Origin of the sequence: Streptomyces finlayi (assembly GCF_014216315.1) — a bacterium.
Classification (GTDB): domain Bacteria; phylum Actinomycetota; class Actinomycetes; order Streptomycetales; family Streptomycetaceae; genus Streptomyces; species Streptomyces finlayi_A.
This window is the reverse complement of record NZ_CP045703.1, coordinates 130,213-145,952: the sequence shown is the minus strand read 5'-3', so window position 1 is coordinate 145,952 and position 15,740 is coordinate 130,213. Positions and strand designations below refer to the sequence as shown.

The window sequence follows — 15,740 nt, the reverse complement described above, 5'->3', positions numbered from 1 at the left end:
CGGGTCCGGGGACTTGTGGCGTGCACCGGCCGGCGCGGTGAGGCTCCGCCTGCGACGGCGGGCCTCCGGCGAGGGAACGTGTTCGCGTTCCTGGCCGAGCATCGGGAGGCATTGTTGCCGCCACAGGTCCTGGCCACGGCGATCACGCTGCAGTCCCTGACGGGTTGTCGGACTTCGAGACGGTCCAAGAACTGCGCTGTGACCTGCGGTGGAAAGCGCGTGCGGGCTCGGCCTCCACGACATGGCCTTCGATCCGTCGCTGCTGGCCTGCTTCCGGCGCCGTCTGGCCCGCCCCACCCGGCCGAACCCGTGCCTTGGAAGCGGTGCGGGACGTCGTCAAGGCGGCCGGCGTCCTCAAGGGCAAGCACCGGCGGGCGCTGGATTCCACCGTGCTGGACGACGCGGTGGCAACCCAGGACACCGTCACCCAGATCATCTCCGCCATCCGGCGGATGATCCGCGAGGTCCCCGGCGCCCAGGAGACGGCCGCCGCGTGGTGCACGGCGCACGACTACACCGATCCGGGCAAACCGAAGATCGCCTGGAACGATGCGGCCGCCCGTGCCGCGCTGGTCGACGCGCTGGTCACCGATGCCCTGAACTTGCTCGGGTACCTGCCCGAACGCGAGCTCGGCGAAAAGGCCGCGAACGCTGTCGGCCTGCTGGCCCTGGTCGCCGGCCAGGACGTCGAGCCCGCCCAGGCGCCGACGGACGCGACGGACGCTGGCACTGCCGCCAGGCGCACGGTCGCCACCACATAAGGCAAGGGACCGCCCGGCCTCCGGCCGGACAGCCCCTCAACAAGATCTTCATCAGTCTTCTAGACGGCCCGAAGGCGCTCCCGCTCGGCCACAGCGCCGTAGTAGCGGGCGATCGTGCGGAAGGACTCCTTCGGCTCGGCCCGGTAGGGCGACAGGACGTCGAAGTAGTCGTCGCGGACCGACTTCGTGATCGTCATCGACGCGGTGTCCAGGTCGTACTTCGGGTCCGTGGAGTGCGGGTGCGTGGGATGGACCAGTTCGGTCACCGCGACGCTGTAGATGCCCAGCTCGTCGAACAGGCGCAGCGAATCCAGGTGGAAGTCCGCCTGGGCCTGCTCGTCCCGGACGAAGTCGGGGAACACCATGGGGGGGTCCACCGTGCGGTCGACGATGTCGAAGCCCAGCAGCCCCTTCTCGTGGGCGCCCTTGTACGTGAACGAGCCGTACTCGGAGATCATGACGGGCTTGCCCCACTTGCGGTACGAGTTGAGCTCCTCGACGTAGGCCTCCCGCGACGGGTGCGGGTAGTAGTACTCCACCAGGCCGATGTAGTCGACGAGCGACCAGTCGACGTCCTCGAAGGGACCGCCGGAGTAGGTGATCCCGCCCTGGAACGTCGCCCGCCCCACGGCCGCCGCCTTCGTGAGGAAGGCGTTGAGTTTGCGTGCGATGTCCTCGCGGTCGATGGGGCCGACCGGCTTCAGGAAGTGGTGGTCGGCGTCGGGGAAGGCGTTGCCCATGCGGTTGTGGTAGAACTCGCCGGGCATGATGCCCTCGGTCTGGATCGAGTGCGTGCATCCGATGCTGAGATGGATGTCCGCGCCCTGCGTGCGGAACGACTCGGCCAGCTCGCCGAAGACACCGATGAAGTCCAGCACGTCCTGCTGCGCACCGTCCATGAGCCGCGGCTGCAGCCACACGTGGAGGCCGCGGTCGACGGCGTAGGCCACCGCCGCCTCGACCCGGTCGAGTGCGGTGCCGTACACGGTCACCGAGTTGGCGTTGAGCCCGTCGGCCACCAGGTCGATCTCCGAGCGCATCAACTCGTCGCTCCACACCATGCGCGACAGGTCGCCCTGGCCGGTCTGGTGGTTCGAACCGACGTCGTAGGCGACCCCGCGGTAGTTCAGCCCGCTGCCGTTCGCCGCGAGTATCGCGCGGTCTTCGTTCGCCACAGTGATCTCCTTCTCCGCTGGTACCCGTCGCCTACGCGGCGTCGGGGAGTCGCTTGTCGGGCGGCTGGGGCGCCGTGGCGGGCACGTCGCCGGCCGGACTCGTCATACCGCGTGAGGCACGCAGGACGCGGGCCATCATCCGCGGTCTCATGAGCGCGGTCGGTGGGTCGATGAGACCGGCGACCCGCATGAAGCCCTTGGCCACCTCCGGGTCCTTCGAGGCCGCGTGCTGCACGCGGCCCACGTAGGCGTTGCCAATGGTGACCTTCGCCGTGCGCCTGCCCTCGACCCCCGGGAAGGCGAGGTCGCCGCCTGCGGAGACCTCCCACGGGTTGTCCACGACCTTGCCGAGCGCCCGGAGGTGGGTCCGAGCGTCGAACCGCGCCCCGCGAAGATGGCGGCGGAGCGTCATGGCTTCCCAGGCCGCCACGCTCATACCCTGGCCGTAGACGGGGTTGAAGCTGCACACGGCGTCGCCGAGCACGGTGAGGCCGTCCGGGAAGCGGCGCAACCGCTCGTAGTGGCGCCGCACGCTGGCCGGGAACCCGAAGGAAGTCGGGTCGTCGAGCGGCTCGGCGTCCTTGATGCCCTCGTACACGTCCGGCACGGACAGCGAACGGGCGAACTCCAGGAAACCCTCGGGGTCGGTCGGCGGGTGGTCGCCGAGGATGCCGGTCAGGGACACGATGCACCTGTCCTCGTCGGACAGGCCGAAGAACGCGCCGCGGGGATGGTCGGGGGAGGCGACCGGGTTGATCGACCACGTGTCCTCGAACGAGCCGGGGACCCGGCGGTAGAAGCGGGTCGTGTAGGCGAGCCCGATCCTCACCCGGCTCTCCGCAGGGCGCTCGTAGCCCATCTCCGCCAGCCACACCGGGGTCCGCGAGCCACGGCCGGTCGCGTCCACGACGAGGTCCGCGTCGAGAACCGCCTCCTCGTCGGCTCCGTCCCGCGGGCGCACCCGCGCTCCGACGACCCGGCCGTTGTCCGGGGTGGCCAGCAGACCGAGGATGTCGTGCCGCTCCAGGTAGGTGACGTTCGGCAGGGCGGCGACGCGGGTGCGGATCTCGTGTTCGAGTATCGGCCGGGTCGGGGTGACCGAGAGCAGTCCAGTCTTCGTGTACGGCAGTCGGCGGCCGTTGAAGTACCACCGCATCTCACCGAGATCGCCGACCGGGTAGCCCTTTCGCGACATGTCCTCGGTGAAACCGGGGAACAGCTCCTCGAGGATCAGGTGCCCGCGTGCGTGCAGGCCGTGGGCATGGCGGGTGTGCGGGGCGCCCTTGCGGGTGGTTGAGACGCCGAGCACGGTGTCCCGGTCCACCACCACGACATCGTGGTAGAACTCGGCGAGCACTCGAGCAGCCAGGCTCCCGGCGACGCTCCCGCCGAGAACGACGGCCCTGTTTCCGACGTGGTCGCGCATGCGCGCTCCTCCTGGTTGTGCCCCGCTCACTGCCGGGGTGACGGTTGGATCAGTAGCGGACGACAGCGCGGAACCGGACCTCTCCCTTGGCCACCCTGTCCACCGCCTCGGCGATCCGGTCCGCTTCGAAGACCTCGACGACCGGTCGCACCGCACCGGAGGCGACAAGCGCGAGCGCGTCCTCGAGGATGGGCGTGCCGTCGTGGGTGGCGCCGACGATGCTCTGTCCGAGCCCGAAGAACGGCAGCTGCGGTGGAAGGGTGAAGGCCTCGGCGGTGTCGATTCCGGCGAGCACCAGTCTCCCGCCGGGACGCAGACCGGCCATCGCGTCGGCCGTCGCGGCGTAGGAGCGCCCGGTGGCCAGCACGACGTCCGCGCCGCCTGCCGCGAGCAGACCGGCCCCGTCCGCAACGACCGAGGCAGCGCCGAGCTCCGCGGCGATGCCGTGCTTGTCCGGGGACGAGGTGATCGCCACCGTCTCGTGGCCGGCCGCGCGGGAGAACTGCAGGGCGAGATGTCCGAGGGCGCCGACGCCGAGCACCGCGACCCTCTCGTGCGGAAGGGCCCGTGCGGCGCGCAGGGCGCTGAGGGCCGCGTATCCGGCGCACAGCACCGGGGCAGCCTGCTCCGGGGCGACGCCGTCGGGGATGCGGACGGTCTCCTCTGCCCGCACGGCGAGGTATTCGGCGTGCCCGCCCTGCACGGTGAACCCGGTGGAGACCGGCGCCGCGCAGAGGAAGGCGGCCCGTGCGGACAGTGGCGCGCCGAGCGCGCAGTAGTCGCACTCGCCGCAGGTACCGCGTATCCAGGTGACGCCGACGAGGTCGCCGACCGACCGGCTCGTGACGCCCGAACCCAGCCCGACGACCTCACCGACCGGCTCGTGGCCGGGAATCGCCGGGCTGGTCGACGGGAACGGCAGGACTCCCCTGGCGGCCTGCACGTCGTTCCAGCACACTCCGCTGGCGAGCACCCGGATGAGCACCTCGCCAGGGCCGGGGGCGGGCGTAGGGACCTCGCGGACCTCCCAGGTGCCGCCCACCTCCGGGATCACGACTGCCTTCATCGAGGACCACCCTTGTCTGTCCTTGCACGTCCGGATCCGGCCGCCGGCGCGACCGCGTTGCCACGCTCGCACCCGCGCCCGCCGCGTCGCACCTTCGGACGTGCGGGATGGCCCGCGCCCCGGCCGAACCGCTCCGGGGACACCGGCCGCCGGGCGGAACGGGGACGCGTATCCGGCCTCCCCGCGTCACGGGAGGACGGTCGCCGCGGTCCGGTCATTCGGCGCCGCTGTCGGGCAGGGCTAGCCACCAGTCGCTGGCCCGCGCCCACTCGACGGTCTTGATCAACCCGTCCCGCAGGGAGGTCTCCGGCCGCCAGTCCAGGATCCGGCCCGCCTTGGCGTTGTCCGGTACGCGGCGTCCGAGGTCCTCGTACGACTTCCCGAGGGCGGTGGCGGTGTCGACGTCCAGGACGGACGTCGTGCCGGTGAGCTCGGCGATGAGGCCGACCACCGAGCCGATGGCCGTCTCGGTCATGCTGCCGATGTTGAACACCTCGCCGGTCGCGGCCGGTTCGTCCGCGGCGAGGATCGTGCCCGACACCGCGTCGTCGATGAACGTGAAGCAGCGGGTCTGCCGGCCCCGGTCGTACACCACCAGCGGGCGGTTGTTGAGGGCGCGGTGCACCGAGCGGCTGACGACGTACGCCGGACGCTGGCGCGGTCCGTAGACGTTGAAGTAGCGCACGATCGTCGCCGCTAGACCGTGCTGGCGCGCGAAGGCGAAGGTGAGGTGTTCGGCCAGCGCCTTGCTCGACGAATAGGACCACCGGTCGGACTCGGTGGAGCCCAGGACCCTGTCACCGCCCTCCGGCCACGGGACCGCCGGGTTCTTGCCGAAGACCTCGCTGGTGGAGGCGAGCACGACCTTCGCGTCCGCCCGCGTGGCGGCGCCGAGGACGTTGCGGGTGCCCGAGAAGTTGATGTCGATGACGTCGAGCGGGCGGGCCAGGTACTGGTCGACGCCGACCACCGCCGCGAGGTGGTAGATGACGTCCGTGCCGCGGGCGGCCCGTTCGAGGGCGGCTTCGTCGCGCAGGTCGCCCTCGGCCATCCGCACCCCGTCGGGCGGGCCGCCGTGCGGGGCCGCGACGTCGAACACGGTCACGTCGTCACCCTGGTCGCGCAGCCGTTCGACCAGGTGGTGGCCGACGAATCCGGTACCGCCGGTGACGAGGACGCGTTGCGCTGTGCGGCGGCTCATCGGCTCGACCCCGCCCCTCGGATGAGGAGTTCGCTCCGGGTTCCGAGCACGGACGGGCCTCGGCCGATACCGCGGTACACGTACCCGGCCGCGGTGAACTGCTCGATGCGCTCCTTCGGGTAGTACGCGCGGCCGTCGAACAGCACGCAGCCGTCCGCGACCGGAAGCGTCGCGTAGTCGATGCCGGCGAACTCGCGGTGCAGGGCGAGGACCGCCACACAGTCGGCGCCGAGGACCGCCTCCCCGACGGTGGGGCTGAGCCTGATCCCGAACATCGCCTCCGCTTCCTCCGTGTCGACCAGCGGATCGTGCAGCCGTACGGTCATGCCCGCCCGGGTGAGCGCCCGGACGGTGTCGAGCACCGGGGTCGCGCGGAGGTCGCCGGTGTCGTTCTTGAACGCGAGGCCGAGGACGGCCACCGTCGCGCCCGCGGCTTCCTTGCCCTGAGCCGCCAGTTCGTCGATCACCAGGCGCGCGGCGTACTCCGGCATGCCGGCGTTGACCTCCCGGCCGATCCTGGCCGTACGGATGTCCACGCCGAAGCGCCGCGCGGTGTTCCACACCATCCACGGGTCCTTCGTCAGGCACGATCCGCCTACACCGACGCTGGGGCGCAGGATGTTGATGTTCCCGGTGCCCTTCTGGATCGTGTTCGCCGCGGCGATGACGTCGAGCACGTCCACGCCGTAGACCGCGCAGAACTTGGCGAGCTCGTTGGCCAGCGCGATGTTCGCGTCGATCCACCAGTTGCTGGCGAGCTTGACGATCTCGGCGGCCTCCAGCGAGTCGCACGGGATCACCTCGACGCCCAGCGTCCGCTGCCAGAACGACGTGACGGCACGGACGCTGTCGTCCTCGTAACCGCCCGCCACGATCGGGAAGGTGAGCAGCTCCCCCAGCGCCGTCCCCTCGGCGAGCCGCTCCGGGGTGAACGCCAGCCCGAAGTCGACGCCCCCGGTGAGTCCGCCGCTCTCCAGCACCGGCAGCACGATCCCGCGGGTCGTACCCGGCGGCACCGTGCTCTTGACCACCACGAGCTGCCCGGGCCGCAGGTGTCCGGCCAGTGCCAGGGATGCCCCGCGCAGTTGCTCGTCGGCCAGCGACCCGTCGTCGCGGACCGGAGTGCCCACGGTGATCAGGACGACGTCGGCTGCCGCGGCCGCCGCGATGTCACCGGTGACCCGCAGACGGCCCGACGCCACACCGGCGAAGACCTTCTCGGCGAGTCCCGGCTCCTCGATCCGGAAGTGCCCGCGTCCGATCTCGTCGACGAGTGGGACGTCGGCGTCCACCGCGACGACGTCGAATCCGCGGTCGGCCAGGGTCGCCGCGATGCACGACCCGACGTACCCGAAGCCGATCACGGCGACCGTGAGTTGCCCGCTCTCAGGCAGGAATCGCATTCCCGTCTCCAATCCGGTGGTCCGGGAGCGGATCGAACCCGCCACCCTGGACAGCAGCCTGTGAACCCATCGTGGGGCGAGGGCGCGAGGTGTGCTTCTTCCTCCGTGCGGGCCGGGCGGCGGCGCCGCACCCCCGGCTCGGGAGCCGTGGGGGTGGCGCTGCCGGTGACGGCGGCGGCACGACGCTGCCCGGCGGGTGCATCATCGCCCACACCCGGATCGACCTCGTCGGCCGGATCGGCACCGCCATACTCAACGGCCTCCTACCGCCCGCCGGGACCGGTCCCGGCCCCGCGTGAAGAAACGAGCGATCAGCTCCAGGTACCGCGCCGTCGGCCGCACCACCGACCACCGAACCCACAGGACCACCGTCAACATCAAGGTCAACGCATTGCCAAGCCCGCCGGACGGCTAACCGAACGGCATTGCCATTAGGGGGCGACGTGGGCCGCGGAGGCGGTGTACCGGACCGGCAGGGCCTGCAGGCGGTGCACGAAGTAGCTCGGCTTCCACTCCAGACTCGACTCCGGCACCGCCAGTTCGATGTCCTGCAAGCGGTTCAGCAAGGTGGTGAAGAAGACGTCGCCCTCCAGCCGGGCCAGTGGCGCGCCGAGGCAGAAGTGGATGCCGTGGCTGAACGACAGGTGCGGCTTCTGCCGGTCGATGTCGAACTTGGCCGGCTCGGGGAACTCGCGGACGTCGTAGTTCGTCGCCGGCAACGAGATCACCACGTGCTCGCCCGGCTCGACCACGACGTCGCCGATCGTGACGGTGTCCTTCGCGAAGTGATAGGCCACGGTCACCACCGGCGGGTCGATCCGCAGCATCTCCTCGACCGCTTGGGGGATCAGCGACGGGTCCGCGCGCAGCCGGGCGGTCTGCTCGGGGTTGCGTATCAGGGCAAGCAGGCCGTTGGCGATCATGTTCACGGCGGTCTCCACCGAGCCGGTCAGCATCAGAAAGATGTTCGCCCGCAGTTCGATGTCCGACAGCGTGGCGTTGTCCTCCTGCCCGTGCAAGATCGCGGAGATCATGTCGTCCCCGTCCCCGTCACTGTCGAACTGACGGTGCTTGATCAGTTCACCGAGGTACCGGTCGAAGTACTTGCCCGCCTGGGCCAGCTCCTTCTCGTCGGAACTCACCGAGAGGCCGGTCACGACGCCGCAGTAGTACCGGAATTCCTCCCGGTCGGACATCGGCACGCCGAACCAGTCGCAGATGACCGAGTTCGGCAGCGGGACCGCGAGCGACTCGATGACCTCGGTCTCGCCCGCGGACGCGATCGCGTCGATCAGCTCGTCGGTGATCCGCTGGACCTTGGGCCGCAGGTTCTCGAGGTACCGCGGAGTGAAGGCCTGGGAGACGAGCTTTTTCATTCTGGTGTGCCGCGGTCGGTCGTTGAAGACCATCGAGTGGCGGAAGAACTCGTCGTTGTACAGGGCGAGGTACTTCTGCAGACTCCCGCCTGCGTGCACGTTGCTGCGCGCCAGGCGCGGGTCCGACAGGGCGCGGCGAGCTTCCTTGTACCCGGTCACCAGCCAGCCGGGCATGCCGTCGGGCAGCAGTACCTTGTGCACCGGCTTGTCGCTGCCGACCCTCTCGAGCAGAGCCACCGGGTCGGTCAGTTCGGTCGCGGCCAGCGCGATCGGGTCGCCGTCTCGCTCAGACATCGTTCTCTCCTCAGGACTAAGTCTTCATATCGGGTATCAGGTGACCGGCTCGCCCGGACGTCCTAGCGGGACAGGTCCGGCACGGTCCACCCGTCGAGGTCGTACTCGGCGAGGCACTTGTCTACGAAGCCGCGGTAGTCGTCCATCTGCCCGGACGCGAGCTGACTGAACAGCAGTTCGATCCGAGTGTTCTCGTGGTTGCCCGCGTAGTTGCGCTCGTACAGCTCGTGCCGTCCCGCGAACTCCGTGCCGACCGAGTCCCACAGGAGTTTCATGACCTTGGAGCGCGTCACGGCGTCTATCCCGTTGGAGCCGCGCAGGTACGTGTCGAGGTAGCCGCGGATGTTCGGGTTCGCGAAGTCGTCCGCGCTGGAGTTGACGTAGATCAGCGCGCTCGCCACATCCTGCAGCACGATCTCCCGCACCCGCGGGTACCCGATCTGGGTGAACCACCGGTACGCCTGGCTGTACTGCGGGTTGGGCAGCAGCGCCCCGTTGCGCCAGGGCACCGGGTTGCGCGCCGCCGCGTCCGACAGGCCCCAGAAGAGGTTCCGCCAGGCGAGGACCTCACCGACCCTGGTCTGCACTCCGCGGAAGTCCTCGGTGCCGGTGATCTCCAGCGCCTTGGACAGCAGGCCGGCTATGAACTCGAGCTTCACCGCGAGACGCGTGCAGCCCTGGAACGTCGAGCGCTCGATGAAGCCCGACTCGCCCGTGAACGTCTGGGCCTTGCCAAGATCGCCGTAGACGAACACGTTCTCCCACGGGATCAGCACGTTGTCGAGGATCAGGATCGTGTCGTTCTCGTCCAGCCGTGAGGAGAGCGGGTAGTCGAAAGGCGAGCCCGTCGCCGACGCCTGCTTCGTGTAGGACGGACGACAGATGAGTTTCATCCCCTTGGCGTCCATGGGGATCGTGGCCACCAGGGCGAACTCTCGCTTCTTGACGGGGAGCCCGTAGTGGGCGATGAAGTTGTAGTGAGTGAGGGCCGACCCGGTCGCGACCACCTTGGCCCCGCTCACGACCAGGCCGGCGTCGGTCTCCTTGCGCACGTGGACGAAGACGTCCCTGACCTGGTCGGGCGGGAGCTTGCGGTCCACCGGCGGATTGACCAGCGCGTGGTTCCAGTAGAGGACCTTCTCCTGCGACTCGCGGTACCAGCGGCGCGCGTTGTCGTCGAACGGCTTGTAGAACTCGGCGTTCGCCCCGAGCGTGCCGAGGAACGACGCCTTGTAGTCGGGGCTGCGGCCCATCCAGCCGTAGCCGATCCGCGCCCACTCGGCGATCGCCCGCTGATCGGCGACCATGTCCTCGACGCTGTGCGGCGTACGGAAGAACCGGTGCGTGTAGCCGTCGCTGCCGGTGTCGGTGGGCGCGGTCAGCACGTCCTTCGTCGCCGGGTCGTGCAGGGCGTCGTAGAGGCGCGCGGTCATGCGGATCGGGTTGCGGAACGCCACGTGCTCGGTGACGTCCTTGACCCGCTCGCCGTAGATGTAGATCTCGCGGCTGTCACGCAGGCTCTCGATGTACTCGTCGCCGGTCAGCGGGCGGGTGCGCCTGCGCTCCCCGGCCGCGGCGCCGCCGGGTCCGTCAGCGCTGCTGCGGTCGCATGCATCGTCGTCCATGGCTCAGATCTTCCGGGCGAGCGTCACGCCGTCGGCGAAGGGCAGCATCACGGTCTCGAACCGCTCGTCCACGGCGAGCTTCGCGTTGACCTCGCGCAGCGTCTCGGCCGCGTAGCGCCGCAGGTCGTCCTCGACCTCCTCCGGTGCGAAGACCGTGCCGTTCAGCAGGACGTTGTCCAGGATCAGCAGGCCTCCGGAGCGCAGCAGTCGGGCGGCCGTCGCCACGTAGTGCGGGTAGGACAACTTGTCCGCGTCCACGAAGACCATGTCGGCCTCGCCGTCCCGGACGAGTTTGGGCAGTGTCTTGCGCGCGGGTCCGAGCACGAACTGGATGCAGTCGGCGACCCCGGCCGCTTCCCAGTGTTTGCGGGCGATGTGGATCCAGTCCTCGGTCACGTCGCAGGTGTAGACCCGCCCGCCCGGCGCGAGGCCCCGGGCGAAGCACATGGCCGACAGGCCGGTGAACGTACCGATGTCGATGACCGTGCGCGGCGCCATCGTCTTGGCGAGCGTGGTGAGGAATCCGGCCTGTTCCACCGGGGTCAGCATCTCGTACAGATCGCCGAGTTCCTGGGTGTCGTTGATCACCGCCGTGACGACCCGGTCCGGTTGCGTGCACGAGGAGACGATGTAGTTGCTGGCGTGCTCGTCGACCCGGAACGTACTCATGCGGCCTCCCACAGTGCTGGTCGAATGTCCGTCCGCCAGTCTCGGGCGGGGCCGCGTGGGGCCGCATCTCTTTGCGTGCACTGAACGGGCCTGTCCGCGCGGAGGAGGGGACGGGTGGCCGGCGGGCTCCTTCCGGGCGGCCGTGTCTTCCGGGATGCTCCGGGTTCCCTGGTACGCACGCGGAGAGATGCGGGGGCGGGACGGACGGTCCGAGAATCGAGAAGTTCGCTTGCCCGTGCGGAAGGTGGTGGGACCCTGCCGCCGATTGGAGGACGCTCATGCGTGTCCTGTTCACCATTTACCCGAACTCCTACGCTCACCTGTACCCGGTGGTGCCGCTGGCGTGGGCCCTGCAGAGCGCCGGCCACGAGGTGCGGATCGCGACCCACCACAGCGCCGCGGAGATGATTCTGGGTACGGGTATCACCCCCGTTCCCCTCGGCAACCCGGAGCAGGTGCCCGTCCGGCTCACCGAGGACTGCAGCCAGCCCTCGCACCCTGACCTGGTGCTGAAGTACGCCGACGCGATGGGGCTGTCCGAGGAGGACCGTGAGCACTGGATCGTGTTCTTCCAGTACCTGCTGAACCCGATATCGGACTACGTGCGGGTGGACCGCGACGAGGCGAGCGACCTCGTCGACTTCGCCAGGACCTGGAAGCCCGACCTGATCCTCTGGGACCCAACCCACCCAGCCGGAGGAGTCGCGGGCAAGGTGTCAGGCGCCGCCCACGCACGTCTGCTGATCAGCCAGGACCAGTTCGGCTGGTCCCTCGACCGCCTGGCAGAGAACGCGGACGCGCTGCGCGCCGCAGGCCTGGACGAGAACCCTCTCGCGACCCTGCTGGCGCCGCTGGCTGAGAAGTACGGGCTTGAGGTCGACCGGGAACTGCTCGTCGGACAGTGGACGGTCGATCCCATGCTGGAGGACTTCCGGCTGCCCACGACCACGAAGAAGCTGCCGATGCGGCAGGTGCCGTACGTGGACCCGCAGGTGTCGTCGGGCTGGCTGCACGAGCGCCCCGAGCAGACCCGTTGCGACTGCTGCGGCCGGCGGGGTACGCGCCGGGTGGCGCTGTCGCTCGGCGAGTCGACACGCAGGTTCGTTCCCGGTGACTGGGACCGCGCGCCGAAGATCCTCAAGGCGTGCGAGGGTCTCGACGACCTCGAGTTCATCGCCACGCTCGACAAGATGCAGCTGGCCGACGTTGAGAAGATACCGGGCAACGTGCGCACCTTCGACTGGGTGCCGCTGCCCGCGCTGATGCCGACGTGTTCGACCCTGATCCACCACGGCGGCAACGGCACCTACGCCTCGGCGGTCGCCTTCCAGGTACCGCAGCTCGTCTGCGACATCAAGGGCGAGTCGGTCCTGCTGAAACTGGTCGAGAACGAACCGGACCAGCTGCGCACCGGCACGTACCGCAACGGCTACGAGGCGGGCGTCCGCGAGGAGACGGAGTCGGCCGGCTTCCACTGGGAGCTGCCGGCCAAGAAGATCGAGGCGACCCCGGTGTCGGACTTCGTCATCTCCAAGGGCGTCGGCGACCGGCTCGACCACCGCGCGCAGAGTGTCGAGGAGATACGCGAGCTGATCTGGCGCACCGCCCACGATCCGGCCCGCCACCATGCGGCGGTCGACCTGCGCAACGAGTGGCTCGCGATGCCCAGTCCGAGCGACATCATCCCGGACCTCGAGAAGTTCGTCGTCCAGAACCGCCGACTCTGAACACCGCCCCCGCACCCACCCCACGTCGCGAAGCGACCCATCTGGAGGCACTGTGCCGACCACGAAAATACCGGAGCGGGAAGAACTCGTAGCCCGCGTCGCCGCGTTGGTCCCGCTGCTGCGGGCGAGCTCCGCCCGCGCGGACGAGGAGCGGCGGCTGTCGCCGGAGGTGATCGAGGCCCTCACCGACGCCGGTGTGTTCCGTATGCGCGTGCCGGCCCGCTACGGCGGCTACGAGTCGGATACCCGCACACTCGTCGACGTCACCACGGAACTCGGCCGCGGCGACGGCTCCGCCGCCTGGGTGGCGCAGGTCTGCTCCATCCCGGGCTGGATGGTCGGCATGTTCCCGGACTCTGTACAGGACGAGGTGTTCACCACGCCCGACACGAGGGTGTGCGGCACGCTGAGCCCGTCGGCGGTCGCCGAGCCGGCTCCCGGCGGCATCGTCGTCAACGGCAGATGGGGATTCATCTCAGGTGCCCACCACGCCCAGTGGCAGGTGATCATCTCGGTCCTCTTCCCCCGGGACGGTGAGCCGTACCCGGTGATGGCCCTGGTGCCGATGTCGGACCTGGCAACCGTCGACGACTGGTACGCCAACGGCCTGAAGGGCAGCGGCAGCATCACGACGATCGCCGACGGCCTGTTCGTCCCCGCGGACCGCGTCGTGCCGCTGCCCGCGGTACTGGAGGGCAGGTCCTCCTCGGTGACCAGCGCACTGATCCCCATGTACCGGACACCTCTGCTGCCGGTCGCCACCGCGTCGACGGTGGGCACGCTGGTCGGTCTCGCCAGGGCGGGGCAGGAGGCCTTCCTGGAGCGCCTGCCCGGCCGCAAGATCACCTACACCGGCTACGAGAGCCAGCACTCCGCGCCGGTCACCCACCTGCAGGTCGCCGAAGCGGCGCAGAAGATCGATCAGGCGAGGTTCCACGCGGTCCGCCTCGCCGCGACGGTGGACGCCAAGGCCGCCGACAGCACTCCGTGGAAACTGGAGGAACGCGCGCGGGCCCGTGCCGACGTCGGCACGGTCTGCGCCCTCGCCCAGTCGGCCGTGGAGACCTTCGCGGCCGCCAGCGGCGGGTCGTCGGTGTACCGGGACGTGCCGATCCAGCGGATCGCCAACGATCTGCGTGCCGCGGCGCTGCACGCCCTGATCAATCCGGCCACCAACGCCGAGCTCTACGGCCGGGTGCTCTGCGGCCTGGAACCGGACACGCCCTACATCTGACGGCGGTCCGCGCCGTCACGACGGCCGTCGGCCGACCACCATTCGCAACAGGACTCCGCAATACGGAAGTTGTCGCGCCGTTTGGAGCCTGGGAGGATCACGCCAGTGCACTGCCAGTTTCCCTGCGGGCACCGCACGCAGTACAGCAATGGTCCGAATTTCGAATGGCTGGTGCCATTTGGTTAGGAGAAAAAATGACCGTCACAGGCGTAGCGCCACCCAGCGCCGGACGGCGGCAGTGGTGGGCGCTGGTCGTGCTCGCGCTGCCCACCTTCATGGCGGCTATGGACATCACCGCCCTCTTCCTGGCACTGCCGCACATCTCCGCGGACCTTCACACGTCCAACACGCAGGAGTTGTGGATCACCGACGTCTACGGATTCCTCATCGCGGGTTTCCTGGTCACTATGGGCACGCTCGGCGACCGCGTCGGCAGGCGCAGGGTCCTGCTGGTCGGAGCGACGGCCTTCGGCATACTGTCGGTGGTCGCCGCCTACTCGACGAGCCCGGAGATGCTGATCGTCGTCCGTGCCCTGCTGGGCATCGCCGGCGCCACGATCATGCCGTCGACGCTGGCGTTCATCATGACGATGTTCCAGAACCCCAAGCAGATGAGCGCGGCGATCGGGGTCTGGGCGACCTCGATGCTCGCCGGGATCGCCATCGGCCCGGCCATCGGCGGTCTGCTGCTCGGCGCCTTCTGGTGGGGCTCGGTGTTCCTGGTCGCCGTGCCCGTCATGGCCGTCCTGCTCATCGCCGGCCCGAAGCTGCTTCCGGACATCAAGAACCCCATGGCGGGCAAGCTGGACCTGCTGAGCGTGCTTCTGTCCCTGCTCACGATCCTGCCGGTGATCTACGGCCTCAAGGAGACGGTGAGCCACGGCTGGTCGCCCGTTCCGGTCGTCGTGTTCGTGCTCGGCCTGGCGTGCGGCGTCGCATTCGTCATGCGACAGCGCCGGCTGGAGAACCCGCTGCTCGACCTGAGTCTGTTCGCCATCCGCACCGTCAGTGGCGGATTGGTGCTCGGACTGCTGTTCGCCATGATCCAGGGTGGAATGGGCCTGCTGATCACCCAGTTCCTGCAGATCGTCGGGGGCTACTCGGCGCTGGAGACCGCGTTGTGGCTGCTGATCCCCTCCGGCGTGATGATCGTCGGGATCCAGCTGACCACTCCGATCAGCCAGAAGGTACGGCCGGGTGTGATCCTGATGACCGGTCTCGTCATCGCGTCGATCGGCATGTTCCTCCTGACCCAGGTGGAGGTCGTCGGCGGCACGACGATGCTGATCATCGGCTCCAGCATCATCTACCTCGGTGGAAGCCCGATCGGTGTCCTGGTCAACCAGGTCGTCATGGGTGCCGCTCCGCCCGAGCGCATGGGATCGGCCGCGTCACTGCAGTCGACCGGCGGTGAACTGGGCGTCGCACTGGGCATCGCCACCATGGGCACCATCGCCACCGGGTTCTACACCAACTCGCTGACTCTGCCCGACGACGTGCCCGCCGAGGCAGCGGACGGGGCACGGGAGAGCATCGCCAGTGCGGCCGCGGAGGCGGGCCAGCAGCCCCCGGAGGTGGCGGGCGACATCCTCACCGCCGCACAGAGCGCCTTCACCACCGCGCTGAACTCCACCGCCGCGATCTGCACCCTCGCGTTCCTCGCCCTCGCGGTGCTCGCGTACGCCACGATTCGGCACATCCCGGCACTGGCACCGCCGCCCGCACCGCCGACCGACGACACGGCGGCCGACGCGGACGAGAAGGCCGACGCGAGCACCTGACC

The 15,740-nt window shown here is 69.4% G+C and carries 12 protein-coding genes and 1 pseudogene; 5 read left to right on the top strand and 8 right to left on the bottom strand.

Annotation, left to right across the window (positions count from 1 at the left end):
* Window positions 1-63: 63 nt before the first annotated feature.
* Window positions 64-739, top strand: a pseudogene (locus tag F0344_RS34925) (transposase); the annotation flags it as partial.
* Window positions 740-820: 81 nt separating this feature from the next.
* On the opposite strand, the gene F0344_RS34920 reads toward F0344_RS34925, so the two are convergent.
* From F0344_RS34920 to F0344_RS34900, 5 genes are all read right to left on the bottom strand, one after another.
* The gene (locus F0344_RS34920) at window positions 821-1,936 is read right to left on the bottom strand and encodes an abortive infection protein (RefSeq protein WP_185303152.1); all 1,116 of its coding nucleotides are present in this window, start codon (window positions 1,934-1,936) and stop codon (window positions 821-823) included.
* Window positions 1,937-1,967: 31 nt separating this feature from the next.
* On the bottom strand, window positions 1,968-3,362 hold the full coding sequence (locus tag F0344_RS34915; RefSeq protein ID WP_185303151.1) for an FAD-dependent oxidoreductase: 1,395 nt from the start codon (window positions 3,360-3,362) through the stop codon (window positions 1,968-1,970).
* Window positions 3,363-3,411: 49 nt separating this feature from the next.
* The gene (locus tag F0344_RS34910; protein WP_185303150.1) at window positions 3,412-4,428 is read right to left on the bottom strand and encodes an alcohol dehydrogenase catalytic domain-containing protein; all 1,017 of its coding nucleotides are present in this window, start codon (window positions 4,426-4,428) and stop codon (window positions 3,412-3,414) included.
* Window positions 4,429-4,642: 214 nt separating this feature from the next.
* Window positions 4,643-5,629 (bottom strand): NAD-dependent epimerase/dehydratase family protein, encoded by a 987-nt coding sequence (locus F0344_RS34905; RefSeq protein ID WP_185303149.1) that lies wholly within the window; start codon window positions 5,627-5,629, stop codon window positions 4,643-4,645.
* Complete coding sequence (locus tag F0344_RS34900) at window positions 5,626-7,032, bottom strand: nucleotide sugar dehydrogenase (protein ID WP_185303148.1); 1,407 nt, start codon at window positions 7,030-7,032, stop codon at window positions 5,626-5,628. The genes F0344_RS34905 and F0344_RS34900 overlap by 4 nt, the downstream gene beginning before the upstream one ends.
* Before the next feature lie 71 nt (window positions 7,033-7,103).
* On the opposite strand from F0344_RS34900, the gene F0344_RS34895 reads away from it, so the two are divergent.
* Window positions 7,104-7,331 (top strand): hypothetical protein, encoded by a 228-nt coding sequence (locus F0344_RS34895; RefSeq protein ID WP_185303147.1) that lies wholly within the window; start codon window positions 7,104-7,106, stop codon window positions 7,329-7,331.
* Between the two features lie 132 nt (window positions 7,332-7,463).
* Here F0344_RS34895 and F0344_RS34890 read toward each other — a convergent pair whose 3' ends face one another.
* From F0344_RS34890 to F0344_RS34880, 3 genes are all read right to left on the bottom strand, one after another.
* Window positions 7,464-8,702, bottom strand: coding sequence for a cytochrome P450 family protein (locus F0344_RS34890; RefSeq protein ID WP_185303146.1), 1,239 nt, complete (start codon window positions 8,700-8,702; stop codon window positions 7,464-7,466).
* A 62-nt stretch (window positions 8,703-8,764) separates the two neighbouring features.
* Window positions 8,765-10,327 (bottom strand): 4-hydroxyphenylacetate 3-hydroxylase N-terminal domain-containing protein, encoded by a 1,563-nt coding sequence (locus F0344_RS34885; protein WP_185303145.1) that lies wholly within the window; start codon window positions 10,325-10,327, stop codon window positions 8,765-8,767.
* 3 nt (window positions 10,328-10,330) lie between these two features.
* The gene (locus tag F0344_RS34880; RefSeq protein ID WP_185303144.1) at window positions 10,331-10,996 is read right to left on the bottom strand and encodes an O-methyltransferase; all 666 of its coding nucleotides are present in this window, start codon (window positions 10,994-10,996) and stop codon (window positions 10,331-10,333) included.
* A 278-nt stretch (window positions 10,997-11,274) separates the two neighbouring features.
* Between F0344_RS34880 and F0344_RS34875 the strand changes: the two genes are divergently transcribed.
* The 3 genes from F0344_RS34875 (at window position 11,275) to F0344_RS34865 (ending at window position 15,738) form a co-directional block, all read left to right on the top strand.
* Window positions 11,275-12,723: a nucleotide disphospho-sugar-binding domain-containing protein gene (locus F0344_RS34875; RefSeq protein WP_185303143.1), complete on the top strand. Its 1,449-nt coding sequence runs from the start codon at window positions 11,275-11,277 to the stop codon at window positions 12,721-12,723.
* A gap of 52 nt (window positions 12,724-12,775) precedes the next feature.
* Window positions 12,776-13,957, top strand: coding sequence for an acyl-CoA dehydrogenase family protein (locus F0344_RS34870; RefSeq protein ID WP_258050348.1), 1,182 nt, complete (start codon window positions 12,776-12,778; stop codon window positions 13,955-13,957).
* A 194-nt stretch (window positions 13,958-14,151) separates the two neighbouring features.
* Window positions 14,152-15,738, top strand: a complete 1,587-nt coding sequence (locus F0344_RS34865; protein WP_185303141.1) for an MFS transporter — start codon at window positions 14,152-14,154, stop codon at window positions 15,736-15,738.
* Window positions 15,739-15,740: the final 2 nt, after the last annotated feature.

Coding starts and splice junctions, on each gene's coding strand:
- F0344_RS34915 (WP_185303151.1), bottom strand. CDS start 3,362: ATGCGCGACCACGTCGGAAACAGGGCCGTCGTTCTCGGCGGGAGCGTC.
- F0344_RS34910 (WP_185303150.1), bottom strand. CDS start 4,428: ATGAAGGCAGTCGTGATCCCGGAGGTGGGCGGCACCTGGGAGGTCCGC.
- F0344_RS34905 (WP_185303149.1), bottom strand. CDS start 5,629: ATGAGCCGCCGCACAGCGCAACGCGTCCTCGTCACCGGCGGTACCGGA.
- F0344_RS34900 (WP_185303148.1), bottom strand. CDS start 7,032: ATGCGATTCCTGCCTGAGAGCGGGCAACTCACGGTCGCCGTGATCGGC.
- F0344_RS34890 (WP_185303146.1), bottom strand. CDS start 8,702: ATGTCTGAGCGAGACGGCGACCCGATCGCGCTGGCCGCGACCGAACTG.
- F0344_RS34885 (WP_185303145.1), bottom strand. CDS start 10,327: ATGGACGACGATGCATGCGACCGCAGCAGCGCTGACGGACCCGGCGGC.
- F0344_RS34880 (WP_185303144.1), bottom strand. CDS start 10,996: ATGAGTACGTTCCGGGTCGACGAGCACGCCAGCAACTACATCGTCTCC.
- F0344_RS34875 (WP_185303143.1), top strand. CDS start 11,275: ATGCGTGTCCTGTTCACCATTTACCCGAACTCCTACGCTCACCTGTAC.
- F0344_RS34865 (WP_185303141.1), top strand. CDS start 14,152: ATGACCGTCACAGGCGTAGCGCCACCCAGCGCCGGACGGCGGCAGTGG.